Raw genomic sequence first — 24031 nt, 5'->3', positions numbered from 1 at the left:
ATGAGTATCAAGGGCACCGTATTAGAGAAAATTGTGCAGGATAAAGCCCTGTGGGTTGAAGCACGTAAATCGCAGCAGCCGCTGGCCTCCTTCCAGAACGATCTGCAGCCGGCGGAGCGTCATTTTTACGAGGCGCTGCGCGGCACGCGCACCGTCTTCATTCTGGAGTGTAAAAAAGCCTCCCCGTCTAAAGGGCTGATTCGCGCCGATTTTGATCCCGCGACTATCGCCGGAATCTACCGCCATTACGCCTCTGCGGTGTCAGTGCTGACCGATGAGAAATATTTCCAGGGCAGCTTTGATTTCCTGCCGGTGGTCAGCGCCGCCAGCACGCAGCCGGTGCTGTGCAAAGACTTTATTATTGATCCCTACCAGATTTACCTGGCGCGCCATTATCAGGCCGATGCCATTCTGCTGATGCTGTCAGTACTGGATGATGAGCAGTACCGTCAGCTGGCTGCGGTGGCGCATAGCCTGAAAATGGGCGTGCTGACCGAAGTCAGTAATGAAGAAGAGCTGGAGCGGGCTATCGCGCTGGAAGCTAAAGTGGTCGGCATCAACAACCGCGATCTGCGTGATTTGTCGATTGACCTGAATCGCACGCGTCAGCTGGCCCCGCGTCTCAGCCATGGCGTCACCGTGATCAGCGAGTCCGGCATCCATAATTACGCCCAGGTGCGCGAGCTGAGCCATTTTGCCAACGGCTTTTTAATTGGCTCGGCGCTGATGGAAGAGCACGACCTCGACGCCGGTGTGCGCCGCGTGCTGCTGGGCGATAACAAGGTGTGCGGCCTGACCCGCCCGGAAGACGCGCAGGCCGCGCATCAGGCTGGCGCGCTGTATGGCGGCGTGATTTTTGCCGCCGGTTCGCCGCGCCAGGTTAACGAGGCGCAGGCGCAGGCGGTGATCGCCGCTGCGCCACTGAAGTATGTCGGCGTGTTCCGCAATCAGGCTATCAGTGACGTTGTCACGTTAGCCGCGCGTTTATCGCTTGCGGCCGTCCAGCTGCACGGCGACGAAGACAAAGCCTACGTTGCGGAACTGCGCCAGGCGCTGCCAGCCAGCGTGCGCATCTGGAAGGCACTGAGCATTCAAGATCGGTTGCCGCCACGCGACTGGCCGCACGTTGATCGCTACGTGCTGGATAATGGCCAGGGTGGCAGCGGTCAGCGTTTTGACTGGTCGCTGCTGCAGGGTGAAGACCTGGCTGATGTGCTGCTGGCCGGTGGCCTGAGCGCCGATAACTGCGTCGAAGCCGCTCAGCTCGGCTGTGCCGGCCTCGACTTCAACTCCGGCGTGGAATCCGCGCCGGGCATCAAAGATGCCAGCAAAGTCGCGGCGGTATTCCGCACGCTGCGCGCCTATTAATTGCGTCTGCCCGCCTGCGGGCGGGCCGGATAAGGAAGAGGACACGATGACGACATTACTTAATCCCTACTTTGGCGAATTCGGCGGCCAGTATGTGCCGCAGATTTTGATGCCAGCACTGCGTCAGCTGGAAACGGCCTTTGTTGAAGCACAGCGCGATCCGGCGTTTCAGGCTGAATTTACTGACCTGCTGAAAAACTACGCCGGTCGCCCGACGGCCCTGACGCTGTGCAGCAACCTGACCAAAGGCAGCAAAACCCGCCTGTACCTGAAGCGCGAAGACCTGCTGCACGGCGGCGCACACAAAACTAACCAGGTGCTGGGCCAGGCGCTGCTGGCAAAACGCATGGGCAAAAACGAGATCATCGCGGAAACCGGCGCCGGTCAGCACGGCGTGGCGTCGGCACTGGCGTGTGCCCTGCTCGGCATGAAATGCCGTATTTACATGGGCGCGAAAGACGTTGAGCGTCAGTCACCCAACGTGTTCCGTATGCGGCTGATGGGCGCAGAGGTGATTCCGGTACACAGCGGCTCGGCCACGCTGAAAGATGCCTGTAACGAGGCGCTGCGCGACTGGTCCGGCAGCTACGAAACCGCGCACTACATGCTCGGCACTGCCGCAGGTCCGCACCCGTTCCCGACCATTGTACGTGAATTCCAGCGCATGATTGGCGAAGAGACCAAAGCGCAGATTCTGGAAAAAGAGGGTCGCCTGCCGGATGCGGTAGTGGCGTGCGTCGGCGGCGGTTCTAACGCCATCGGCATGTTTGCGGATTTCATCGAAGAGAGCAGCGTGCGCCTGATCGGCGTGGAGCCTGCGGGTCACGGTATTGACACCGGTGAGCACGGTGCGCCGCTCAAGCACGGTCGCGTCGGCATCTATTTCGGCATGAAGGCGCCGATGATGCAGACCGAAGAGGGACAGATCGAAGAGTCCTACTCCATCTCTGCCGGTCTCGATTTCCCGTCGGTCGGTCCGCAGCATGCGCACCTGAACAGCACCGGCCGCGCTGACTACGTGTCAATCACGGATGATGAAGCGCTGGATGCCTTTAAAACGCTGTGTCGTGCCGAAGGCATCATTCCGGCACTGGAGTCATCGCACGCGCTGGCGTATGCGCTGAAGATGATCCGCGAAAACCCGGACAATGAGCAGCTGCTGGTGGTGAACCTTTCCGGCCGAGGCGACAAAGACATCTTTACCGTACACGATATTCTGAAAGCTAAGGGAGAGATCTGATGGAACGTTATAATCAGCTGTTTCAACGTCTGTCCGCGAAACAGGAAGGCGCGTTTGTGCCCTTCGTCACCCTTGGCGATCCGTCGCCGGCGCTGTCGCTGCAAATTATTGATGCGCTGGTCGCGGGCGGTGCGGATGCGCTGGAGCTGGGCATTCCGTTCTCCGATCCGCTGGCCGATGGCCCGACGATTCAGGGCGCTACGCTGCGTGCCTTTGCCGCCGGCACCACCGTGGCGCAGTGTTTTGAAATGCTGGCCACCGTGCGCCAGAAATACCCCGATCTGCCGATTGGCCTGCTGATGTACGCCAACCTGGTGTTCAGCAGAGGTATCGACAACTTCTACGCGCAGTGCGCTGCGGTCGGCGTTGACTCGGTGCTGGTGGCAGACGTGCCGGTGGAAGAGTCGGCCCCGTTCCGCCAGGCGGCGATGCGTCACAACATTGCGCCGATCTTTATCTGTCCGCCCAACGCGGATGACGATCTGCTGCGCGAAATCGCCTCGCACGGCCGTGGCTACACCTATCTGCTGTCACGCGCCGGCGTTACCGGTGCGGAAAATCGCGCCAGCCTGCCGCTGCATCATCTGATCGAGAAGCTGCGCGAATATCATGCTGCGCCGCCGCTGCAGGGCTTCGGCATCTCTGAGCCGGGTCAGGTGAAAGAGGCCGTTGCCGCCGGAGCCGCCGGAGCCATCTCCGGCTCGGCCATCGTGAAAATCATTGAGCGTAATCAGAACGACCCAACGGCGCTGCTCAGCGAACTGCAAACGTTCGTCAGCGATCTCAAAGCGGCTACCCGCTAAGTTGGCACGGCCCTGCACTGGCTGCGGGGCCCTTCTTACTTCTTACCCCTTTTTTCTCCCCTGCGACAAACTTTTTCATCGCGCCTGAGTTGCCGAAATGCGAGGCACGGCCCACACTTAAGCGTGCCGTCACGTTACGGTGCACCACCATCTATGACAGGGAGATAACCAATGAAATTGTTCAAAGTCGTTGCGGGTTTTTTAGTGGCTGCAGTGATGGCGCTCACCTTAAGTGCCTGTGCACCAACAGCAACAAAGGAAGGGACCGGCGGTTACATCGATGACACGGTCATTACCACCAAAGTGAAGGCACAGCTGCTGAATGACGAGGCGCTGAAATCGACAGAAATTAACGTTGAGACCTTCAAAGGGAAAGTACAGCTGAGCGGCTTTGTCAGCTCGCCGCAGATGGCCAACCGTGCGGTTGCGGTAACGCGTAACGTGGCGGGGGTAAAATCCGTCGTCAACAATATGCAGATTAAGTAACTAAACGGGCGACCTGCGGGTCGCCCTTTTTCTTTCTGGTGTAAAAATCAGAAACGGTAGCCCGCGCCAAAGAAGAACACCCACGGATCGATGCGGGTATTGATATTCTGCTGTTCGCCCGCCGCTTTGAATTTCACCTCGGTATCGATGTCCATGTACCACAATGACGCGTTGAGCATCCAGTCGCGGTTGATCTGATAATCCAGCCCGACCTGACCCGCCACGCCCCAGGAGTCTTTCACGCTCAAATCGCTCAGCTGCGCATCCTGCCCGGTCTGGTTGAACTTCGCATCGTAGAAGGTGGTGTAGTTGATCCCGACACCAACGTAAGGGCGCAGCGCGCTTTGGCTGTCGAAAAAGTAGTACTGCGCCATCAGGGTGGGCGGCAGCTGACGCACGGTAGCGAGGTTACCGGTCGGGCCAAGTCCCACTTTGTGGCGGAACGGCGTGGCCGCCAGCAGCTCAACGCCGATATTGTCGGTCGCCATCCAGGTAAACGTCAGACCCAGCTGGGTATCATTACTGACGCTGAAGCCGCCCATACCCAGCACATTATCAGAGCCTTCGGTCGGACGAACGGTCGCGCTACCGGCGCGCACAAAAAAATCACCGGCCTGGTGAGCCAGTGCCAGTTGCGGGATCGCCAGCGCCAGCAGCAGCGCGCATTTAGCCAGTTTCATAATCACTCCTTTGCCGGAAAACAGGGTATTGAGGTTAATCGCGGCACAAGATTTACCCCTTTTTTGCGAAAAGATCATCAGCATCAATTCAAATTAATCACTTATAAAACAATGAATTGATTCAGATCAATTTTGCCTTTACAAGCGGACATAAAAATCCTGTTGCCGCCATGACACGGCGTGATTATGTTGCTATTCCCCTTTTGTGATTTTGGTTCGAAGCCTCAGGAGTGGCGGGCGATCAGATGAGCGATTTACTTAACCCCTGTATGACCTGTGGCGCCTGCTGCGCCCATTTTCGCGTTTCTTTTTACTGGGCCGAAGCCGACGACGGCGGTGGCGCGGTGCCGGTTGAACTGACAGAACCCCTGAGCCTGATGATGCGCAACATGCGCGGCACCAACGATCGTGCCCCGCGCTGCGTGGCGCTGCAGGGTGAAATTGGCGGCTGTGTTTCCTGTGGGATTTATGCGCAGCGGCCGTCACCGTGCCGGGAATTCGCCATGTCCGGCGAAAATGGCGTGCCGAATGACGCCTGCGATCGCGCCCGGGCGCGCTATGGTTTACCCGCGCTTTTTCACCCTTCTTTACCTGAGATGACAGAAAGTTATGGGATTCCGGGTGCCAGCCTGCCTGCAGAACATGTACAATCGCCGGGTTAATTAACCCCGTTCCTTCAAGGAGTGTACATGTCTATCACGGCAAGCTCGTTATACCGTGACACAGGAAATTTTCTGCGCCATCAGCTGGTCACCATCGTGCTGATGGCGTTACTGACCTCGTTTATTACCGTGATTGTTGGCCACGCCCTGACGCCGGGCGAGGATCAGTTATCCCTGCTCAGCCAGACCGACAGCAGCGCCTCATCGCTGTTTGAAATCGTTCAGAACATGTCACCGGATCAGCAACGCATTCTGCTGCGCGCCTCTGCCGCCGGCACTTTTGCTGCCCTGATTGGCAACACGCTGCTGCTGGGCGGCATGCTGTGCCTGCTGCCGATGGTATCCAGTGGACAGCGCGTCAGCGCGCTGCGCGCGATTGGCGCCTCTGCGCCGCTGCTGCCGAAACTGCTGGTGCAGACCTTCCTGATCACCCTGCTGGTTCAGCTGGGCTTTATGGTACTGATGGTGCCGGGTGTGATTCTGGCGATTCTGCTGTCGCTGGCGCCGGTGATGCTGGCAAGTGAAAAAATGGGCATTTTCAGTGCGATGCGCGCCAGTATGCGTCTGGCCTGGAAGAACATTAAGGTGATCGCCCCGGCGATTATTCTGTGGCTGCTGGCGAAAATTGCGCTGATGTTCTTCTTCTCCTCGCTGACCGTGCTGCCTGCCAATATCGCTTCGGTGGTGCTCAACGCGCTGGGCAACCTGGTATCAGCCATTCTGATTATCTATTTGTACCGGCTGTATATGCTGTTACGTTAAGCGTTACGGCGCCCGCGGCGGCGCCGTAACTCAACGCTCCTGCCCCTGACTGGAAACGCTATGAAGCAGTTACTCGATTTTCTTCCCCTGGTAGTTTTCTTTATTTTCTACAAGCTGTACGACATTTTCGTCGCCTCCGGCGCGCTGGTGGTGGCGACCGGTATCGCGCTGGTGGTCAGCTGGGTGCTGTACCGCAAGCTGGAAAAGATGACCATTTTCACCTTTGTGCTGGTTGCGGTGTTTGGCACCCTGACCTATGTATTCCACAACGATGAGTTCATCAAATGGAAAGTCACGGTGATTTACTCGCTGTTCGCGCTGGCACTGCTGTACAGCCAGTGGTTTATGCAGCAACCGCTGATCCAGACCATGCTTGGCAAAGAGCTGCAGCTGCCGGGTGCGGTATGGCGTCGGCTGAATATCGCCTGGGCCCTGTTCTTCCTGGCCTGCGGCCTGGCGAATATTTATGTCGCGTTTTGGTTATCCCAGGCGTTTTGGGTTAACTTTAAGGTGTTCGGTCTTACTGGCCTGACCCTGCTGTTTACGCTGTTAAGCGGCCTGTACATCTGGCGACAGATGCCGCAACAAGAACAAAAATAATCGATGCAGCCCGGTCTCCGCCGGGCTTGTCTTCACCTGCAGAAGAACTGAGCAATGGACGAAAAACATAAGTTGCCGCAAGGCGAGATGGTCTCGCGTACCCTGGCGATGCCGGCAGATACCAATGCCAACGGTGATATCTTCGGCGGCTGGCTGATGTCGCAGATGGATATGGGCGGCGCGATACTGGCTAAAGAGATTGCCAAAGGCCGCGTGGTAACCGTGCGCGTGGACGGTATGACCTTCCTCAAGCCCGTCGCCGTCGGGGATGTGGTGAGCTGCTACGCGCGCTGCATCCGCACCGGCAATAGCTCGATGACCATTAACGTGGAAGTGTGGATTAAAAAAGTGTCGTCCGAACCGATCGGCCAGACTTACTGCGCCACCGAAGCGGTGTTTGTTTATGTGGCGGTCGATAACAGCGGGAAATCCCGTCCACTGCCGGAAGGCCGAGCCAATCTGAGCGATTAAGCGTATAAAAAAGCGGCCCGGAATGGCCGCTTTTTCTTTGCCTGTCTGGCTTTACTCGATGTTCGCGCCGCCGTTAATGCGGAACACGATGTTCATCGTCAGCCCCTTGCCCGGCCGCCCTGGCTGATAGCGCCACTTCTTCATCGCCTGCTTCACTTCGCGCTCAAACATGTTGCGCGGCTCAGCGGACAAAATCTCGACATTATCGACGCGCCCATCGCTGTCCACGTCAAACTTCACCCGCACCCGCCCTTCAACGCGCAGCGCGAACGCACGCGCCGGATAGGCCGGCTTGCTGACGCTCATCGCTTTCGGTCCATCCGACACCGTCTGCGTTGGGGCCGGGTTACTCTTCGGTGCCGTAGAGGGGCGCGTTTGCGCGGCTGGCGCGTCCTGTTTAAACGGATTCTCCTGCGGCTTCACCTGCTGGCGCGGCTTCGGCTCTGCCTTTTTCTCCACCTTTGGCTTCGGTTTCGGTTTTGGCTTCGGTTTAGGTTCCGGCTTAGGGATCGGCACCGGCTCGGCTTTTGGTGGCTCTGGCGCGACTTCCGGCTCGGGTTCCGGCTCAGGCGGCGGCGGGGTTACGGCTGCCGGTGCCGGTTCAGGCTGCACTTCGGGGGCTACCATGCTAATGCTGATAGGCTGAGACGCTTTAGGAACCTCAATGGTCTGATGAAATGAAGCATAAAGAATGCCGGCGATTACCGAACCGTGAAGGAGCACGGATAAAATCACGGACACAGGCGTTCGGGTTGGAAAAGGCGTAGTCAACGTCGTCATATCAGTCATGTTCATTGAGTGAAGCGCTGATTTTAAATGCAAATAGCAATCAGTTTCAATAAGCACGCTACTGAAGGCCAAAAGAAAGGCGCTTTTTAACCCTGCCTGCGTTGCAGCGCGCGCCCATTATCTTTCGTTTGCACTCTGTTTAGCGATCACTTAACGTGTCTCGCAAATTCGGCAAGTCTAACGGGAGTATCCCATCGTGCTTTACGTCATTTATGCGGAAGATACCGCAGATTCACTGGAAAAACGTAACTCTGTGCGCCCGGCACACCTGGCGCGTCTGCAGCTGCTGCAGGATGAGGGGCGTCTGATTGTCGCCGGTCCTCTGCCTGCCGTCGACAGTAATGAGCCGGGCCCGGCTGGTTTCACCGGTTCTGTGATTGTTGCCGAGTTCTCATCGCTGGAAACGGCCCAGTCGTGGGCCAATGACGATCCGTATATCGCCGCTGGCGTGTACGACAAAGTCACGGTTAAACCGTTTAAACGGGTGTTCTGATGCAGTGGCAGCCCCTTCTGTTGTTAGTGCTGGTGCTGCTGCTGATTGGTCGTGCGCTGTGGCTGTGGCGCCGTCAGGGCTGGCGTCAGGCACGCCAGCACATCGTCATGCTGGTGGTACTGGCGGCAGCCCTGCAGATAGTGAATGTTTCACTGGTATTACGCGGCCACTGACGACCGCGTTCATTGCTCAGGTATTCTGCGTGATAAACAGGATGGAGCGGCGCTGCTGCTGCGCCACCTGATGACGAATCGCATGGATGCGCTTATAACGACGTGACTGTCCTTCCAGCCAGCGGGCACGACGGCGATGCGCCTGGCGTAACATTCTCCAGCGGGCCACTTCATTTCTGCTGCGTCTCATCACATCCTCTCTGACTGGCTAAACCCGCGACGCATTATAGTGATCTGGCTAAAAATGCCAAATCGAAACCTTCATCGAAACGTCATCAACGATTAAAGGTTTCGCTGGCGCAGATCAACACGTAAACTTTGCCCATCAAAGCGCGAACGGGACGTCCACTTTATGACCACATTTTATACCCTTATCAGCTGGTTGCTGCTGTTTGGCTACTGGCTGCTGATTGCCGGGGTTACGCTGCGCATCCTGATGAAGCGGCGTGCGGTGACCTCAGCGATGGCCTGGCTGCTGATCATCTACATTCTGCCGCTGGTGGGTATTATCGCCTATCTGTCGTTTGGCGAACTGCATTTAGGTAAACGCCGCGCAGAACGCGCCCGCACCATGTGGCCCTCGACTGCCAAATGGCTCAACGACCTGAAACAGTGTCGTCACATTTTCGCGACTGAACACAGCGACGTGGCGCGTTCCCTGTTCGAGCTGTGCCGTCATCGTCAGGGTATTGCCGGCGTTAAAGGCAATCAGCTGCAGCTGCTGACCAGCGCCGATGACGTGATGCAGGCGCTGATCCGCGATATTCAGCTGGCGCGCCATAATATTGAGATGGTGTTTTACATCTGGCAGCCGGGTGGTCTGGCTGATGATGTGGCGGAATCGCTGATGGCTGCCTCACGGCGCGGCGTGCACTGCCGCCTGATGCTGGACTCCGCCGGCAGCGTGGCGTTCTTCCGCAGTCCGTGGGTAGGCATGATGCGCAACGCCGGTATTGATGTGGTCGAGGCATTGCAGGTCAGCCTGTGGCGTGTGTTCCTGCGCCGCATGGATTTGCGTCAGCACCGCAAAGTGGTGCTGATCGATAATTATATTGCCTATACCGGCAGCATGAATCTGGTGGATCCGCGCTTCTTTAAACAGGATGCTGGCGTGGGTCAGTGGATTGATCTGATGGCGCGCATGGAGGGCCCGGTGGCCACCACCATGGGCATCGTCTACGCCTGCGACTGGGAAATCGAAACCGGCAAACGCATTCTGCCGCCGGCGCCGGACGGCAATGTGATGCCGTTTGAGCAGGAGAGCGGTCACACCATTCAGGTGATCGCCTCAGGGCCGGGCTTCCCGGAGGACATGATTCATCAGGCGCTGCTGACGGCGGTATACTCGGCGCGCGAGCAGCTGATCATGACCACGCCCTACTTCGTGCCGAGCGACGACTTACTGCACGCCATCTGTACCGCCGCGCTGCGTGGCGTTGAGGTGAGCATTGTTGTACCGCGCCACAATGACTCGCTGCTGGTCGGCTGGGCCAGCCGCGCCTTCTTCACTGAACTGCTGGAAGCCGGGGTGAAAATCTATCAGTTTGAAGATGGCCTGTTGCACACCAAGAGCGTGCTGGTAGACGGTCAGCTCAGCCTGGTGGGCACGGTGAACCTGGATATGCGCAGCCTGTGGCTCAACTTTGAGATCACGCTGGTGGTGGATGATGACGGCTTTGGTAGCGATCTCGCCACCGTCCAGGATGATTATATCGCCCGTTCGCGTCTGCTGGACGGCGCGCGCTGGGCAAAACGTGCCTGGTGGCAGCGCATCGTTGAACGACTGTTTTACTTCTTTAGCCCTTTACTGTAAAACGAGCGAAAATATTACCGCCTCAGGGCAAGCAGGAATGACCATGGATTTAAATAATCGCCTTACTGAAGATGAAACGCTGGAACAGGCTTACGATATTTTTCTTGAGCTGGCAGGCGATAACCTCGATCCGGCAGACATCATTCTGTTCAATCTGCAATTTGAAGAGCGCGGCGGCGCCGAGCTGTTTGATCCATCCGAAGACTGGCAGGAACATGTCGATTTCGATCTCAACCCTGACTTCTTCTCAGAAGTGGTGATCGGCCTCGGTGAAGCGGACGGCGAACCGATTACCGATGTGTTCGCGCGCATCCTGCTGTGCCGCGAGAAAGACCATAAGCTGTGTCATATTCTGTGGCGTGAATAAGCCGCAGCGCATAAAACAACGCCGGGCACTGCCCGGCGTTGTTGTTTATGGCGCCGCTCTTATAGCGGATCAACCTTCAGACAGGACACCGCATGGCGGAAACTGCCTTCCAGTAGCGGTCGGGTTTTGGCGCACTCCGGGCCGGCAATCGGGCAGCGGGTACGGAACACGCAGCCTGATGGCGGATTGATTGGCGACGGCAGTTCCCCTTCCAGCAGCTGAATCTGCTTATTCTTCTCCAGGTCCGGATCAGGAATCGGCACCGCCGACATCAGCGCTTTGGTGTACGGATGCTGCGGATCGTTATATACCGCATCATAGGTCCCCAGCTCAACCGCGTGGCCGAGATACATCACCAGTACGCGATCAGAGATGTGCTTCACCACCGCCAGGTCATGCGCGATGAAGATCAGCGACAGGCCCATTTCACGCTGCAGTTTCTGCAGCAGGTTGACCACCTGCGCCTGAATCGACACGTCGAGCGCCGACACCGGCTCATCACAGATAATCAGCTTCGGCTCAAGAATCAGCGCACGGGCGATACCGATACGCTGGCACTGGCCACCGGAGAACTCGTGCGGATAGCGGTTGATGAGGTTCGGCAGCAGACCGACCTTCATCATCATGGTTTTAACCTTATCCTTCACTTCCTGACGCGGCATCTTTGGATAGTAGGTGCGCAGCGGTTCGGCGATGATGTCACCAATGGTCATACGCGGGTTGAGCGAGGCCAGCGGGTCCTGGAAGATCATCTGAATGTCACTGCGCGCCTGACGCCACTCTTCCTGGCTCTGGCCCAGCAGATCGCGCCCCAGCCACGCCACGCGCCCGTCGGTAGCTTTCACCAGACCGATAATGGCGCGCGCCAGCGTGGATTTGCCGCAGCCGGACTCACCGACCACGCCGAGGGTTTCGCCTTCATACAGACGCAGACTGACACCATCCACCGCTTTCAGGGTTTTCGGCGGCTGCCAGAACCACTGCTTGCCGTCTTTGATATCGAAATGCACCTTAAGATCGGCGATTTCCAGCAACACTTTTTTCTCTTCGATTACGGTGCTCATACTAATTCCTCCACCGGTTTGAAGCAGGCGCGCAGGCGCCCTTCGGCAAACGGTTCAAGCGGCGGTGATTTGGCACAGATATCCATGGCATATGCGCAGCGCGGCTGGAACGGACAGCCCTGCGGCAGACGCAACAGGTTGGGCGGGTTGCCGGGAATGGTGGTCAGCGACTCACCCTCCGCGTCAAGACGCGGCACCGCGCTCAGCAAACCGATCGAGTACGGATGCGCCGGCTGGTAGAACACATCGCGCGCACGGCCATATTCCATGGTGCGCCCGGCATACATCACCAGTACCTTGTCACAGATCCCGGCAACAACGCCGAGATCGTGAGTGATCATGATGATGGCGGTGTTAAATTCACGCTTCAGCTCATTCAACAGCGTCATGATTTGCGCCTGCACGGTGACATCCAGCGCGGTGGTTGGCTCATCGGCAATCAGCAGCTTTGGCCGGCACAGCAGCGCCATGGCGATCATTACGCGCTGACGCATGCCACCGGAAAACTCGTGCGGGAACATCTTCATGCGTTTGCGCGCTTCCGGCATTTTCACCGCGTCCAGCATGCGCACCGACTCTTCAAACGCCTGGGCGCTGCTCATGCCTTTGTGCAGTTTCAGCACCTCCATCAGCTGTTCGCCGACGCGCATGTACGGATTGAGCGATGTCATCGGGTCCTGGAAAATCATCGCAATCTGCTCCGCGCGCAGCTTGTTCAGCTTGCTTTCCGGCAGATTGAGGATTTCGCTGCCGTTAAACTGCGCCGAGCCACCAATGCGACCATTTTTCGCCAGCAGTCCCATCAGCGCAAACGCGGTTTGCGATTTTCCGGAGCCGGATTCACCAACAATGCCCAGCGTTTCACCGGCGCGCAGGGAAAAGTTGAGGTCGTTCACAGCGGTCACGTCGCCGTCGTGGGTACTGAAGGTGACGCGCAGATCTTTAACGTCCAGCAGCAGGTTAGCGTTTCCCGCAGGTGCAGCCGCCAGCGGCTGCTGAGTATCATGATGGGTCATCGGGAAACTCCTTAACGATCTTTCGGGTCGAGGGCGTCACGCAGGCCATCGCCGATAAAGTTGAAACAGAACAACGTCACCACCAGGAAGCCCGCCGGGAACATCAGCAGCCACGGTGAAACTTCCATCGAGTTGGCGCCGTCGCTCAACAGCGCGCCCCAGCTGCTCAGTGGCTCCTGGGTGCCGAGGCCAAGAAAGCTCAGGAAGGATTCAAACAGGATCATGCTTGGCACCAGCAGCGAGGCATATACCACCACCACACCCAGCACGTTCGGCACGATGTGCCGCAGCACGATATTGCCGGTAGAAACGCCGCCGACCTGCGCCGCTTCGATGAACTCTTTGCGCTTCAGTCCCAGCGTCTGGCCGCGCACGATACGCGCCATATCCAGCCATGACACCATGCCAATGGCAACGAAGATCAGCAGGATATTGCGGCCAAAGAAGGTCACCAGCAGGATGACGAAGAACATAAACGGGAACGAGTTGAGGATTTCCAGGATACGCATCATCACCGAGTCAATCTTGCCGCCAAGGTAGCCGGCCAGCGAACCGTACAGCGTGCCCACCAGCACCGCGATCAGCGCTGAAGCGATGCCAACCATCAGTGAGATACGGCCGCCAATCGCCACGCGCACCAGCAGGTCACGTCCCGAAGAGTCGGTGCCAAACCAGTGCCCTGAGGTGGTGTCCGGCGGTGCAGACATCATCGCCCAGTCGGTATCATCATATTTGAACTGCGCCAGCATCGGGGCGAACACCACGAACAGCGCAATCACCAGCAGCACCAGCAGGCTGATAAGGGCCGCACGGTTATGAATAAAGCGGCGACGTGCGTCCTGCCACAGGCTGCGCCCTTCCACTTCCAGCTTTTCGCTGAACGCGTCCAGAGCTTCGCTATTTTTCTTACTTAACATCATGAGCGAGCTCCACCATCAGTAACGAATTTTCGGATCGATAACGGCGTACAGCACGTCAACGATCGCGTTGAACAGGATGGTCAGCACGCCGACCAGAATGGTCAGGCTCATCACCAGCGAGTAGTCACGGTTTAGTGCGCCGTTGACGAACAGCTGACCGATGCCCGGCAGACCGTAAATTGATTCGATTACCATCGAACCGGTGATGATGCCAACAAACGCCGGCCCCATATAGGAGAGCACCGGCAGCAGCGCCGGCTTCAGCGCGTGGCGCAGCACAATACGGCGCAACGGCAGACCTTTCGCACGCGCGGTGCGGATGAAGTTGGAGTGCATCACTTCAATCATCGAGCCGCGGGTGATACGGGCGATACTGGCGATGTAAGCCAGTGACAGCGCCACCATCGGCAGTAGCATGTAGTTCCACTGGCCGCCATTCCAGCCGCCGCCTGGCAGCCAGCGCAGGGTGATGGCAAAGATCAGTACCAGCAGCGGTGCCACCACGAAGCTGGGAATGACCACCCCGGTCATCGCCACCCCCATGACCGCATAATCCCACAAACTGTTTTGCTTCAGCGCGGCGATAACCCCCGCCGTGACGCCCAGCACCACCGCAAGGAAGAAGGCTGCCAGCCCCAGTTTGGCCGATACCGGAAACGCATGACCGACCAGGTAGTTAACCGAGTAGTCTTTATATTTAAACGACGGCCCGAAATCGCCGTGTGCCAGCTGCACCAGGTAGCTGAGATACTGTTTGCCGATCGGATCGTTGAGATGATATTTGGCCTCAATGTTGGCCATGACTTCCGGCGCCAGCGCACGCTCGCCGGTGAACGGACTGCCGGGTGCCAGTCGCATCATAAAGAAGGAGATGGTGATCAGAATGAATAGCGTCGGGATGGCTTCAAGGAGCCGACGCAGGATGAATTTTAACATTGCCGTACCTACCAGGCTGTTGCTACACAAAGTCAAAAAGGCGGCGCAGCAGCACCGCCACTGTCGATAGCCTGAGTGCTATTAATGCTTAATGATGTACAGGTTCTTATCCAGGGTTTTATCCAGCGGATCGTTGCCGGTGTAGCCGCCAACGTACGGTTTCACCAGACGCGCGTTCACGTAGTAGTAAACCGGCACGATGGTGCTGTCTTTATCCAGGATCTGCTCTGCTTTCTGATAATCGGCCACGCGCGCTTTGTCATCCGCCGCTTTCACCGCATCGTGAATCACTTTGTCGAAGTCCGCGCTCTTATAGTGCGAGGTGTTACTGCTGCTGTCCGACAGCATGATGTTCAGGAAGGAGGTCGGTTCGTTATAGTCGGCACACCATGCTGCGCGGGAGACATCGAAGTTGCCCTGATGACGGGTATCCAGGAAGGTTTTCCACTCCTGGTTTTCCAGCTTGATGTTGACGCCGATGTTCTTTTTCCAGATGGACGAGGCGGCAATCGCCAGTTTTTTGTGCAGATCGGAAGTGTTGTACAGCAGGTTGAAGGTCAGCGGTTTGTCGGCGGTATAACCGGCTTCGGCCAGCAATTTCTTCGCTTCTTCGTTACGCTTGTTCTGATCCCACTTGTACCAGTCCGGCGGCAGCAGTTCCATGCCGTCAGTGGCTGGCGGGGTGAAGCTGTAGGCCGGCTGTTGACCCTGCGCCAGCACTTTGTTCACCATGATGTCGCGATCCAGACCCAGCTTCAGCGCGGTACGCACGCGGACATCGGTAAACGGTGCTTTCTGGTTGTTGATTTCATAGTAGTAGGTGCACAGATACGGTTTCACCATCAGCTCTTTACCGTTATCACGCTGCAGTTTTTTAAACAGCTCGATCGGCATGTTGTTGTAAGTGATGTCGCTGCCGTTCTCGGAGAAATAACGGTTCACATCGCTGACTTCGGAGTTGATTGGCAGGAAGGTGACTTTATTCAGTACGGTATGTTCGTTGTCCCAGTATTCCGGGTTACGCACCAGCGTCACGCGTTCGTTGATCACGTGAGATTCCAGTTTAAATGCACCGTTGCCGACCCAGTTCTGCGGCTGCGTCCACTGGTCGCCAAACTTCTCAATGGCGGGCTTATACACCGGTGACATCACCGCGTTGATCAGCAGCTTATCGAAGTACGGTACCGGCTCGCTCAGCGTCACTTCCAGCGTGTGGTCATCCAGTGCTTTCACGCCAAGATCGGAGGTCGGTTTTTTGCCGGCGATGATGTCATCCACGTTGAGGATGTGGCCATACTGCGGGTAGCTCGCATAAGGCGAGGCGGTTTTTGGATCGACCAGACGCTGCCAGCTGTAGACGAAGTCCTGCGCGGTGACCGGCTCGCCGTTTGACCATTTGGCATTTTTACGCAGATGGAAGGTCCAGACTTTGTAGTCTTTGTTTTCCCAGCTTTCCGCGACGCCCGGCACCGGTTTGCCGTTGCTGTCGCTCACGATCAGACCTTCATACAGGTCACGGGCGATATTATCTTCCGGCACGCCTTCGATTTTGTGCGGATCCAGCGACTGCACTTCATCGCCATTGCCGCGCACCAGTTCCTGTTTCGCTGCCAATTCGGTACCCGCCGGTACGTTGGCCGCCAGTGCAGCATTCCCTGCCAGCGCGCCGATGGCCGCCAGTACGCCTGCGGCGATCAGGCTTTTTTTCGTGATGTTGTTCATTATTACGCTCCAGTTTTATTATCGTCACCGGGTCGGCTGACCGCCCGGCGTACCCCGTTTCCGGGAGATCTCCGCCTGTCTGCGCGAAGATCACTACCACCCTGCAGGGTTACCACGGCAACGTGACGCCCGACTGTAGCGCCGGATCGTCACATTACTCAATGTTTCTTTATGTAATAGTATTTCAGCGCCAGCATATCCTGCGGATCTTTGCCGCTGTAACCGCCCACCCACGGCTTCACCAGCCGCACGCTAACGCGGTAGTAAACCGGAATGATCGGTGAATCCTGATCCAGCTGTTGTTCCGCCTGCTGATAGAGCTGCGCGCGCTGCGCGTCATCTGCGGTGTTGAGCGTTTGCGCCATCAGCGCATCAAATGCGGCGCTGTGATAAAACGCGGTGTTGATGGAGGAGCCACTCAGCAGCAGATTGAGGAAGCTGGATGGCTCGTTATAATCCGCACACCAGGTGGCGCGCACCACATCAAACTGTGCCTGATGACGGGTCTCCAGTAGCGTTTTCCACTCCTGATTTTGCAGCGTGACCTGCGCACCGAGATTCTTTTGCCACATCGAGGCAGCCGCAATCGCCTGACGCTTGTTCTGTTCTGAGGTGTTATACAGCAGAGTAAAACGCAGCGGATGCTGGGCATTAAAGCCGGCATCGGCCAGCAGTTGCTTCGCAGTGGCATTCCGCTGCGCCTGAGTTTGCTGTGCCCACGCCGGCGTATTGAGGGAAATACCGTGAATAAACGGCGGCGTCAGGCCGTAGGCCGGGATCTGTCCCTGCCCCATGATTTTCTGCGCGATGATGTCGCGGTCGAGCGTTAACTTCAGCGCGCTGCGTACGCGGACATCGTCAAACGGCGCTTTTTTGTTATTGATTTCGTAATAGAAGGTGCACAGCAGCGGGCTAACCTTTACCTCATCTCCCAGCGCCTGCTGCAGTTTTTTGAACATATCAGGCGGCACCACGCTGTTAGTCATGTCAGTGCCGCCACTGCGATAGCGGTTGATATCACTATTCTCAGAGGTGAGCGCCAGAAACACGCCTTCGTCCAGCGTGGTATGGGCATTGTCCCAGTAGTGCGGATTACGCTTCACCACGATCTGCTCGTTCACCACCCAATCTGCCAGCGTGTAAGCACCATTACCCACGTAGTGCTGCGGCTGTGTCCAGGCATCGCCCCACTGCTCTACCGCCGGACGATACACCGGTTTCATCGAAGTATGAGCCAGCATATCAACAAAATACGGGACCGGTTCAGAGAGCGTAACCTGCAAATGATGATCGTCCAGCGCTTTCACGCCGAGCTGGGAAGGCGCAGCTTTACCGGCGAGGATGGCATCAATGTTGCTGATGTGCGCAGCCTGCAAATAGCTGGCGTACGGCGAGGCGGTGCGGGGATCGGCCAGACGCTGCCAGCTGTAGACAAAATCCTGCGCGGTGACAGGCTCACCATTGCTCCAGCGGGCGTCTTTACGCAGCGTGAACGTCCAGATGCGGCCCTGCTGATTTTGCCACTGCTGCGCCACGCCGGGCACCAGTTGACCGTTGTTGTCGGTCTCAACCAGTCCTTCCAGCAGATTGCGAATCACATTGGATTCCGGCACACCCTCGACTTTTTGTGGATCAAGCGAGGACACTTCGCTGCCGTTGTTAATAACGATGCGTTGCGTATCCGCTAATGACGTCCCGGCTGGGATCTCAGCGGCCTGACTTTGCGCCAGCGCACTGGAGAGGCAAAGCGCCAGAAACGTGCGCGCTGCCGTTTTCGCTACCATGCTTTTCATCAACCAATATCAACCTTCAACATAACCTGATAGCAGTAAGCAAGAAGCGTACACATTTGTTGCTAGCAGATAAAAAATTTTGCGGTGAGCCGAAAATTATCAGAAGCGTTGCCCGCACGCCAAAGCTAAACCACAAAAATGTTAGCTGATTCTCTTTTATCACGTTGCCGCGCACAGGAAAAGTGTTAATTCTTGAGCAGAATTATCGATTAATCCACTGATAAACAATGAATTTCAGCCTGACTTGCACGTTAATTATTCGTTAATCAACTAACTTTATAATATTTACGAATATTGCTGCTTTCAATGCTGAAGCCCGGATATTTATTCGGATTTACAGCGCAAGCCATAGAATGATACTGCGGATTATTTGCAGAGCAGAGGGATATACTGTGACAATTATCACAGTATTTTGCGGGTCAGGCTATGTGCAGGATGGCATAAGTAGTAAAACTGATGAGGTTAAGCCAATATTAAGCGCGACAAATAAAATCACTATAATGGTGCAATATTTCGTTTAATTGCACCATTCTGGTTCACAAAGCGCTTAGCGATAAAAAATAACCGCCGTTAATTCAGTAATCCTGGAAACAGGGCTTTCATTCCGGTCACGACAAATTCAATGCCCAGCGCCATGAGCAGCAGCCCCATGATACGCGTAATGACGTTGATACCGGTTTGTCCCAATACGCGCACCATCAGCGGTGCGGCCCGGAACAATAACCAGCAGCAGAAGGCAAATATCGCAATCGCCAGGGTAAAGCCCAGCAGATTTGGCCAGCTGTGATAACGCGAGCTCCAGACAATGGTCGAACTGATCGCGCCCGGCCCTGCCATCAGCGGCAGCGCCAGCGGCACCACGCCGATGCTTTCACGAATCGCCGTTTCTGACTTCTCCTGCTTGTTCTGTTTGTCTTCACCCAGCTTGCCGCTGATCATCGACATGGCGATGGTGACCACCAGAATGCCGCCGGCGATGCGGAAAGAGTCAATCGAGATACCAAACAGATGCAGGATACCGTCGCCAAGGAACAGCGAGGTCCAGAGGATAATCGCCACCGCCAGGTTCGCGGTCAGGTTGGTTTTATTGCGCTCCGCCACCGCCTGGTAGCTGGTCATGCTGATAAATACCGGAATAATGCCGACCGGGTTAACCAGCGCGAACAAACCCACAAAAAATTTAATGTAGCCAGAAAGATCGAGTAGCGCAGGGGTCACGGTGGGCTCCAGGTGATGGCGAAAAAAATCGCGCTTAATGTAGTGCAAAAGCCTGGCGAAACACCAGAGGCTAACGCAGAAATAAATGCTGCACTTGAAGCACTATCCCAGTTTATTCCGCTACTGTTAGCGCTATGTTATCGGCCTGCAGCCGGTCAGATCGGCTTCTGTAGCCGTCGACGCTAACTTTACTTGCAAAAGTGAGCGCTGAAAGGTGTCAGCTGATAGTTAAATTGATCTGCATCATAAATCGCCTACCCCATCAGGGGTAATCTTAGCCCATCGGAACTCAACCCTGTGACACAGGTCATCCTGGCGGAAAAACCTTTTTAGTAAGCAACGGCACGGACATCGCCATCCTAACCCATCCATAAGCGTAACGAGACTATACTTCTGGATTCAGGCTTGTTTACTAAAAAAGTTTAACTTCCTTAGGAGAGTATTATGGCCGTTACTAATGTTGCCGAGCTTAACGCACTGGTAGAACGTGTTAAAAAGGCACAGCGCGAATACGCCAATTTTAGTCAGGAACAAGTTGATACCATTTTCCGTGCAGCCGCCCTCGCCGCTGCCGATGCCCGTATCCCTCTCGCCAAAATGGCCGTTGCCGAATCCGGCATGGGTATCGTTGAAGATAAAGTCATCAAAAACCACTTCGCTTCCGAATATATCTATAACGCTTACAAAGACGAAAAAACCTGTGGCGTGCTGGACACCGATGATACCTTTGGCACCATCACCATCGCTGAGCCGATTGGCCTGATTTGTGGCATCGTGCCCACCACCAACCCGACCTCTACCGCCATCTTCAAGGCCCTGATTAGCCTGAAAACCCGTAACGGTATCATCTTCTCTCCTCATCCACGTGCCAAAGATGCCACCAACAAAGCGGCTGACATCGTACTGCAGGCTGCTATCGCGGCCGGCGCGCCAAAAGACATTATTGGCTGGATTGATGCGCCATCGGTTGAGCTCTCTAACCAGCTGATGCATCACCCGGATATCAACCTGATTCTCGCCACCGGTGGTCCGGGCATGGTGAAAGCGGCTTACAGCTCCGGCAAACCAGCGATTGGTGTGGGCGCAGGTAACACCCCGGTGGTAATTGACGAAACGGCCGATATCAAACGCGCGGTTGCCTCGATCCTGATGTCAAAAACCTTCGACAACGGCGTGATTTGCGCGTCTGAACAGTCAGTGATTGTCGTGGACTCTGTCTATGATGCCGTGCGCGAGCGCTTCGCCAGCCACGGTGGCTACCTGCTGCAGGGCAAAGAGCTGAAAGCGGTGCAGGATATCATCCTGAAAAATGGCGCGCTGAACGCGGCGATTGTCGGTCAGCCGGCTTACAAAATTGCTGAACTGGCAGGGATTAGCGTGCCGGTAAGCACCAAAATTCTGATTGGTGAAGTGAAACTGGTGGATGAGTCTGAGCCATTCGCCCATGAGAAGCTCTCGCCAACGCTGGCCATGTACCGCGCGAAAGATTATTACGATGCGGTGGATAAAGCAGAAAAACTGGTGGCAATGGGCGGTATCGGCCACACCTCCTGTCTTTATACCGACCAGGACAACCAGCGCGAGCGCGTAAACTTCTTCGGCGACAAAATGAAAACCGCGCGCATCCTGATCAACACCCCGGCTTCACAGGGCGGGATCGGTGACCTGTATAACTTCAAGCTGGCCCCTTCACTCACGCTGGGCTGCGGTTCATGGGGTGGTAACTCTATCTCTGAAAACGTGGGTCCAAAACACCTGATCAACAAGAAAACCGTGGCCAAGCGAGCTGAAAATATGTTGTGGCATAAACTTCCGAAGTCTATCTACTTCCGCCGCGGTTCTCTGCCAATTGCGCTGGAAGAAGTGGCGACTGACGGTGCAAAACGCGCCTTTATCGTCACCGACCGCTTCCTGTTCAACAACGGTTATGCTGACCAGGTCACCCGCGTGCTGAAATCACACGGAATCGAAACCGAAGTGTTCTTTGAAGTAGAAGCAGACCCAACGCTGAGCATCGTGCGTAAAGGTGCCGAGCAGATGAACAGCTTCAAACCTGACGTAATCATTGCCCTGGGCGGGGGTTCACCGATGGATGCGGCCAAGATTATGTGGGTGATGTACGAGCATCCGGAAACCCACTTTGAAGAACTGGCGCTGCGCTTTATGGACATCCGTAAACGTATCTACAAGTTCCCGAAAATGGGTGTCAAGGCGCGCATGGTGGCCATCACCACCACTTCCGGTACCGGTTCAGAAGTTACCCCGTTTGCGGTAGTAACCGACGATGCCACCGGCCAGAAATATCCACTGGCAGACTATGCCCTGACGCCGGATATGGCGATTGTCGATGCCAACCTGGTAATGGAGATGCCGCGTTCGCTGTGCGCCTTTGGGGGTCTGGATGCCGTCACCCATGCGCTGGAAGCCTATGTATCGGTACTGGCCAACGAATACTCTGACGGTCAGGCGCTGCAGGCACTGAAGCTGCTGAAAGAGAATCTGCCTGCCAGCTACCGTGACGGCGCGAAAAATCCTGTGGCGCGTGAGCGTGTTCACAATGCGGCGACCATTGCCGGTATCGCTTTCGCCAACGCCTTCCTCGGCGTGTGTCACTCCATGGCGCATAAACTGGGCTCTGAGTTCCACATTCCACACGGTCTGGCTAACGCCCTGCTGATTTGTAACGTGATTCGCTACAACGCGAATGACAATCCAACCAAGCAGACTGCCTTCAGCCAGTACGACCGTCCGCAGGCACGCCGCCGCTATGCTGAGATTGCTGACCATCTCGGTCTGAGCGCGGCTGGTGACCGTACCGCGCAGAAAATTGAAAAACTGCTGGCATGGCTGGAAGAGATGAAAACTCAGCTGGGTATCCCAACTTCTATCCGTGAAGCGGGCGTGCAGGAAGCTGACTTCCTGGCGAAAGTCGACAAGCTGGCGGATGATGCGTTTGATGACCAGTGTACCGGCGCTAACCCACGCTATCCGCTGATTGCCGAACTGAAACAAATCATGCTGGATACCTTCTATGGCCGTGAGTTCTCAGAAGCAGATAACAGTGTTGCAACTGAGGGTGAAGCTAAAGCCGTAAAGAGTGAGAAGAAAACCAAAAAGGCCTGACTGGCCTGATACAAAAAAACCCGCTGCGGCGGGTTTTTTTATGCTGCGGCTATTCAGGCGTGAGGCAGTTGTGAACCGTAAATGGCGTTTAGCGAGCCGTCATTAATCGCCTGTTTATAGTGCTTGCGGCACACAGAGATATAGCGCTCATTACCACCGATCACCACCTGCTCCCCTTCGCTGAACGGTTTACCCTGCGCATCCAGCCTTAACACCATGCTGGCTTTGCGTCCACAGTGACACACGGTTTTCAATTCCACCAGCTTATCGGCCCAGGCCAGTAAATACTGACTGCCGGTAAATAACTCACCGCGAAAGTCGGTACGCAGACCATAACACAGCACCGGAATATCCAGATTATCTACCACGTCCGACAGGGCTTTCACCTGCTCCCGCGTCAGAAACTGGCTCTCATCCACCAGTACACAGTGAACCGTTTGCTTCGCGTGCTGTTCCGCTATTTCACTTTCCAGGCTGGTCTGCGCGTTATATAAAAAAGCCGGAGACGAAAGACCAATACGCGAGCTGACTTTTCCAGCGCCGAAGCGGTCGTCAATTTCCGCGGTATACACCAGCGTACGCATACCGCGCTCGTGGTAATTGTAGGAAGACTGCAGCAGTGCGGTGGATTTTCCCGCGTTCATCGCTGAGTAATAAAAATAGAGTTGCGCCATAAAATGTCTCTTGTCACTGCCCGAAACTGTTGCGCGTGAGTCTATCATAAAGCTGCTGCACTGTTGCGATGCATTATTTTTATCAACTGCTCAAATTAACGCCATCGTCATAGATCAGCAGCATCCTTATCAACATTTCGCACGTTATGTCAAAGCCGTGATCATGCAGCAATTTTATTCAGCATTATTAGCGCTGATGCGCGGGCGAAAGGCGCACAGTGGTATTTATCCCTGCAAAACCTGTGCTATCAAATCTATAAAAAGAATAATAAATAGCGCCTTAAAAAGCTTAACAACATTAACTTTACGTTTTGCTTTTTAATCTGGCTATTGCAGTTATTTTTCACCGCCACTATTATGAGGCGGCAGAACAACTCCATTTATTATATTTTGAGATTAGGACAATGAGCGAAGCACTTAAAATTCTTAATAATATCCGTACATTGCGCGCGCAGGCTCGGGAATGCTCTCTGGAAACACTGGAAGAGATGCTGGAAAAACTTGAGGTTGTGGTGAATGAACGTCGTGAAGAAGAATCTCTTGCCCAGGCGGAAAATGCCGAGCGCAGCCGTAAGCTGGAACAATATCGTGAAATGCTGATGGCAGACGGTATTGATCCAAACGAACTGCTGCAGGCATTAGCTGAAACCAAAGCGCCAGGTAAAGCCAAACGCGCGGCACGTCCGGCGAAGTATGGTTACGTCGACGAGAACGGTGAGAACCGTACCTGGACCGGCCAGGGACGTACGCCAGCCGTGATTAAAAAAGCGATTGAAGAACAAGGTAAACAACTGGACGATTTCCTGCTGTAAGGAACCAGTGCTTCGCAGCATGCCAGCCCTGGCGCTGTGCTCTGTT

The 24031-nt window shown here is 55.7% G+C and carries 26 protein-coding genes; 15 read left to right on the top strand and 11 right to left on the bottom strand.

The window, feature by feature from the left end:
• From trpCF to AC6I8P_RS08945, 4 genes are all read left to right on the top strand, one after another.
• On the top strand, positions 1-1368 hold the full coding sequence (gene trpCF, locus AC6I8P_RS08960) for a bifunctional indole-3-glycerol-phosphate synthase TrpC/phosphoribosylanthranilate isomerase TrpF (RefSeq protein ID WP_481657607.1): 1368 nt from the start codon (positions 1-3) through the stop codon (positions 1366-1368).
• Positions 1369-1414: 46 nt separating this feature from the next.
• Positions 1415-2608 (top strand): tryptophan synthase subunit beta, encoded by a 1194-nt coding sequence (gene trpB / locus AC6I8P_RS08955; protein WP_498031126.1) that lies wholly within the window; start codon positions 1415-1417, stop codon positions 2606-2608.
• On the top strand, positions 2608-3411 hold the full coding sequence (gene trpA, locus AC6I8P_RS08950; RefSeq protein WP_498031125.1) for a tryptophan synthase subunit alpha: 804 nt from the start codon (positions 2608-2610) through the stop codon (positions 3409-3411). The genes trpB and trpA overlap by 1 nt, the downstream gene beginning before the upstream one ends.
• Before the next feature lie 171 nt (positions 3412-3582).
• On the top strand, positions 3583-3897 hold the full coding sequence (locus AC6I8P_RS08945; protein WP_021510099.1) for a BON domain-containing protein: 315 nt from the start codon (positions 3583-3585) through the stop codon (positions 3895-3897).
• Between the two features lie 47 nt (positions 3898-3944).
• Here the strand turns inward: AC6I8P_RS08945 and ompW are convergent, their stop codons facing one another.
• Positions 3945-4577 (bottom strand): outer membrane protein OmpW, encoded by a 633-nt coding sequence (gene ompW, locus AC6I8P_RS08940; RefSeq protein ID WP_058771265.1) that lies wholly within the window; start codon positions 4575-4577, stop codon positions 3945-3947.
• A 245-nt stretch (positions 4578-4822) separates the two neighbouring features.
• On the opposite strand from ompW, the gene AC6I8P_RS08935 reads away from it, so the two are divergent.
• From AC6I8P_RS08935 to yciA, 4 genes are read left to right on the top strand one after another with little or no spacing between them, the layout of a single operon-like run.
• Positions 4823-5239 (top strand): YkgJ family cysteine cluster protein, encoded by a 417-nt coding sequence (locus AC6I8P_RS08935; RefSeq protein WP_021510097.1) that lies wholly within the window; start codon positions 4823-4825, stop codon positions 5237-5239.
• A 27-nt stretch (positions 5240-5266) separates the two neighbouring features.
• Positions 5267-6001, top strand: coding sequence for a YciC family protein (locus tag AC6I8P_RS08930; RefSeq protein ID WP_104092993.1), 735 nt, complete (start codon positions 5267-5269; stop codon positions 5999-6001).
• A gap of 60 nt (positions 6002-6061) precedes the next feature.
• Positions 6062-6601 (top strand): septation protein A, encoded by a 540-nt coding sequence (locus tag AC6I8P_RS08925; RefSeq protein WP_058758637.1) that lies wholly within the window; start codon positions 6062-6064, stop codon positions 6599-6601.
• A gap of 54 nt (positions 6602-6655) precedes the next feature.
• Entirely contained in the window at positions 6656-7072 is a 417-nt protein-coding gene (yciA, locus tag AC6I8P_RS08920) for an acyl-CoA thioester hydrolase YciA (RefSeq protein WP_215785851.1), read from the top strand.
• A gap of 51 nt (positions 7073-7123) precedes the next feature.
• Here yciA and tonB read toward each other — a convergent pair whose 3' ends face one another.
• Positions 7124-7852 carry a TonB system transport protein TonB gene (gene tonB / locus AC6I8P_RS08915; RefSeq protein WP_206099456.1) on the bottom strand — a complete coding sequence of 243 codons (729 nt, stop codon included), beginning with the start codon at positions 7850-7852 and terminating at the stop codon, positions 7124-7126.
• A 205-nt stretch (positions 7853-8057) separates the two neighbouring features.
• Between tonB and AC6I8P_RS08910 the strand changes: the two genes are divergently transcribed.
• Both AC6I8P_RS08910 and AC6I8P_RS08905 read left to right on the top strand, forming a co-directional pair.
• On the top strand, positions 8058-8354 hold the full coding sequence (locus AC6I8P_RS08910; RefSeq protein ID WP_010617723.1) for a YciI family protein: 297 nt from the start codon (positions 8058-8060) through the stop codon (positions 8352-8354).
• A complete protein-coding gene (locus AC6I8P_RS08905; RefSeq protein ID WP_021510092.1) occupies positions 8354-8527 on the top strand; it encodes a hypothetical protein in 174 nt (57 codons plus the stop codon). Before AC6I8P_RS08910 ends, AC6I8P_RS08905 begins: the two co-directional genes overlap by 1 nt.
• Positions 8528-8543: 16 nt before the next feature.
• On the opposite strand, the gene AC6I8P_RS08900 is transcribed toward AC6I8P_RS08905, so the two are convergent.
• Positions 8544-8717: a YciY family protein gene (locus AC6I8P_RS08900; RefSeq protein ID WP_088517180.1), complete on the bottom strand. Its 174-nt coding sequence runs from the start codon at positions 8715-8717 to the stop codon at positions 8544-8546.
• A gap of 162 nt (positions 8718-8879) precedes the next feature.
• Between AC6I8P_RS08900 and cls the strand changes: the two genes are divergently transcribed.
• Together cls and AC6I8P_RS08890 are read left to right on the top strand one after the other, a co-directional pair.
• Positions 8880-10340 carry a cardiolipin synthase gene (gene cls, locus AC6I8P_RS08895; RefSeq protein ID WP_021510090.1) on the top strand — a complete coding sequence of 487 codons (1461 nt, stop codon included), beginning with the start codon at positions 8880-8882 and terminating at the stop codon, positions 10338-10340.
• Positions 10341-10377: 37 nt separating this feature from the next.
• Positions 10378-10707: an HI1450 family dsDNA-mimic protein gene (locus tag AC6I8P_RS08890; RefSeq protein WP_013509338.1), complete on the top strand. Its 330-nt coding sequence runs from the start codon at positions 10378-10380 to the stop codon at positions 10705-10707.
• A gap of 59 nt (positions 10708-10766) precedes the next feature.
• On the opposite strand, the gene oppF is transcribed toward AC6I8P_RS08890, so the two are convergent.
• From oppF to AC6I8P_RS08855, 7 genes are all read right to left on the bottom strand, one after another.
• Entirely contained in the window at positions 10767-11771 is a 1005-nt protein-coding gene (oppF, locus tag AC6I8P_RS08885) for a murein tripeptide/oligopeptide ABC transporter ATP binding protein OppF (protein WP_021510088.1), read from the bottom strand.
• On the bottom strand, positions 11768-12787 hold the full coding sequence (locus tag AC6I8P_RS08880; protein ID WP_021510087.1) for an ABC transporter ATP-binding protein: 1020 nt from the start codon (positions 12785-12787) through the stop codon (positions 11768-11770). The genes oppF and AC6I8P_RS08880 overlap by 4 nt, the downstream gene beginning before the upstream one ends.
• 11 nt (positions 12788-12798) lie before the next feature.
• Positions 12799-13707, bottom strand: coding sequence for an oligopeptide ABC transporter permease OppC (oppC, locus tag AC6I8P_RS08875; protein ID WP_021510086.1), 909 nt, complete (start codon positions 13705-13707; stop codon positions 12799-12801).
• Between the two features lie 15 nt (positions 13708-13722).
• Positions 13723-14643 carry an oligopeptide ABC transporter permease OppB gene (gene oppB, locus AC6I8P_RS08870; protein ID WP_021510085.1) on the bottom strand — a complete coding sequence of 307 codons (921 nt, stop codon included), beginning with the start codon at positions 14641-14643 and terminating at the stop codon, positions 13723-13725.
• Between the two features lie 81 nt (positions 14644-14724).
• A complete protein-coding gene (oppA, locus tag AC6I8P_RS08865; protein WP_021510084.1) occupies positions 14725-16365 on the bottom strand; it encodes an oligopeptide ABC transporter substrate-binding protein OppA in 1641 nt (546 codons plus the stop codon).
• A gap of 158 nt (positions 16366-16523) precedes the next feature.
• Entirely contained in the window at positions 16524-18158 is a 1635-nt protein-coding gene (locus AC6I8P_RS08860) for an ABC transporter substrate-binding protein (RefSeq protein WP_211724399.1), read from the bottom strand.
• A gap of 570 nt (positions 18159-18728) precedes the next feature.
• Positions 18729-19376: a YchE family NAAT transporter gene (locus tag AC6I8P_RS08855; RefSeq protein WP_031280216.1), complete on the bottom strand. Its 648-nt coding sequence runs from the start codon at positions 19374-19376 to the stop codon at positions 18729-18731.
• Positions 19377-19820: 444 nt separating this feature from the next.
• Here AC6I8P_RS08855 and adhE point away from each other — a divergent pair, with 444 nt between their 5' ends.
• On the top strand, positions 19821-22499 hold the full coding sequence (adhE, locus tag AC6I8P_RS08850; RefSeq protein WP_058781810.1) for a bifunctional acetaldehyde-CoA/alcohol dehydrogenase: 2679 nt from the start codon (positions 19821-19823) through the stop codon (positions 22497-22499).
• A 53-nt stretch (positions 22500-22552) separates the two neighbouring features.
• Here the strand turns inward: adhE and tdk are convergent, their stop codons facing one another.
• On the bottom strand, positions 22553-23173 hold the full coding sequence (gene tdk, locus AC6I8P_RS08845; protein ID WP_159378125.1) for a thymidine kinase: 621 nt from the start codon (positions 23171-23173) through the stop codon (positions 22553-22555).
• 10 nt (positions 23174-23183) lie between these two features.
• Here tdk and AC6I8P_RS08840 point away from each other — a divergent pair, with 10 nt between their 5' ends.
• Together AC6I8P_RS08840 and hns are read left to right on the top strand one after the other, a co-directional pair.
• The gene (locus AC6I8P_RS08840; protein ID WP_132462431.1) at positions 23184-23495 is read left to right on the top strand and encodes a hypothetical protein; all 312 of its coding nucleotides are present in this window, start codon (positions 23184-23186) and stop codon (positions 23493-23495) included.
• A gap of 82 nt (positions 23496-23577) precedes the next feature.
• Positions 23578-23985 carry a histone-like nucleoid-structuring protein H-NS gene (hns, locus tag AC6I8P_RS08835; RefSeq protein WP_031280215.1) on the top strand — a complete coding sequence of 136 codons (408 nt, stop codon included), beginning with the start codon at positions 23578-23580 and terminating at the stop codon, positions 23983-23985.
• The last annotated feature ends 46 nt before the right edge of the window (positions 23986-24031 follow it).

The organism is gamma proteobacterium symbiont of Lampromicra miyakona (genome assembly GCF_059730895.1).
Note: the sequence above shows the minus strand (reverse complement) of the source record. Positions and strands in the feature narration are given on the sequence as shown.

Bases quoted from the DNA above. Each gene is read 5' to 3' on its own strand.
- trpCF (WP_481657607.1), top strand. From the start codon at position 1: ATGAGTATCAAGGGCACCGTATTAGAGAAAATTGTGCAGGATAAAGCC.
- trpB (WP_498031126.1), top strand. From the start codon at position 1,415: ATGACGACATTACTTAATCCCTACTTTGGCGAATTCGGCGGCCAGTAT.
- trpA (WP_498031125.1), top strand. From the start codon at position 2,608: ATGGAACGTTATAATCAGCTGTTTCAACGTCTGTCCGCGAAACAGGAA.
- AC6I8P_RS08945 (WP_021510099.1), top strand. From the start codon at position 3,583: ATGAAATTGTTCAAAGTCGTTGCGGGTTTTTTAGTGGCTGCAGTGATG.
- ompW (WP_058771265.1), bottom strand. From the start codon at position 4,577: ATGAAACTGGCTAAATGCGCGCTGCTGCTGGCGCTGGCGATCCCGCAA.
- AC6I8P_RS08935 (WP_021510097.1), top strand. From the start codon at position 4,823: ATGAGCGATTTACTTAACCCCTGTATGACCTGTGGCGCCTGCTGCGCC.
- AC6I8P_RS08930 (WP_104092993.1), top strand. From the start codon at position 5,267: ATGTCTATCACGGCAAGCTCGTTATACCGTGACACAGGAAATTTTCTG.
- AC6I8P_RS08925 (WP_058758637.1), top strand. From the start codon at position 6,062: ATGAAGCAGTTACTCGATTTTCTTCCCCTGGTAGTTTTCTTTATTTTC.
- yciA (WP_215785851.1), top strand. From the start codon at position 6,656: ATGGACGAAAAACATAAGTTGCCGCAAGGCGAGATGGTCTCGCGTACC.
- tonB (WP_206099456.1), bottom strand. From the start codon at position 7,852: ATGACGACGTTGACTACGCCTTTTCCAACCCGAACGCCTGTGTCCGTG.
- AC6I8P_RS08905 (WP_021510092.1), top strand. From the start codon at position 8,354: ATGCAGTGGCAGCCCCTTCTGTTGTTAGTGCTGGTGCTGCTGCTGATT.
- AC6I8P_RS08900 (WP_088517180.1), bottom strand. From the start codon at position 8,717: ATGAGACGCAGCAGAAATGAAGTGGCCCGCTGGAGAATGTTACGCCAG.
- cls (WP_021510090.1), top strand. From the start codon at position 8,880: ATGACCACATTTTATACCCTTATCAGCTGGTTGCTGCTGTTTGGCTAC.
- AC6I8P_RS08890 (WP_013509338.1), top strand. From the start codon at position 10,378: ATGACCATGGATTTAAATAATCGCCTTACTGAAGATGAAACGCTGGAA.
- oppF (WP_021510088.1), bottom strand. From the start codon at position 11,771: ATGAGCACCGTAATCGAAGAGAAAAAAGTGTTGCTGGAAATCGCCGAT.
- AC6I8P_RS08880 (WP_021510087.1), bottom strand. From the start codon at position 12,787: ATGACCCATCATGATACTCAGCAGCCGCTGGCGGCTGCACCTGCGGGA.
- oppC (WP_021510086.1), bottom strand. From the start codon at position 13,707: ATGATGTTAAGTAAGAAAAATAGCGAAGCTCTGGACGCGTTCAGCGAA.
- oppB (WP_021510085.1), bottom strand. From the start codon at position 14,643: ATGTTAAAATTCATCCTGCGTCGGCTCCTTGAAGCCATCCCGACGCTA.
- oppA (WP_021510084.1), bottom strand. From the start codon at position 16,365: ATGAACAACATCACGAAAAAAAGCCTGATCGCCGCAGGCGTACTGGCG.
- AC6I8P_RS08860 (WP_211724399.1), bottom strand. From the start codon at position 18,158: ATGAAAAGCATGGTAGCGAAAACGGCAGCGCGCACGTTTCTGGCGCTT.
- adhE (WP_058781810.1), top strand. From the start codon at position 19,821: ATGGCCGTTACTAATGTTGCCGAGCTTAACGCACTGGTAGAACGTGTT.
- tdk (WP_159378125.1), bottom strand. From the start codon at position 23,173: ATGGCGCAACTCTATTTTTATTACTCAGCGATGAACGCGGGAAAATCC.
- hns (WP_031280215.1), top strand. From the start codon at position 23,578: ATGAGCGAAGCACTTAAAATTCTTAATAATATCCGTACATTGCGCGCG.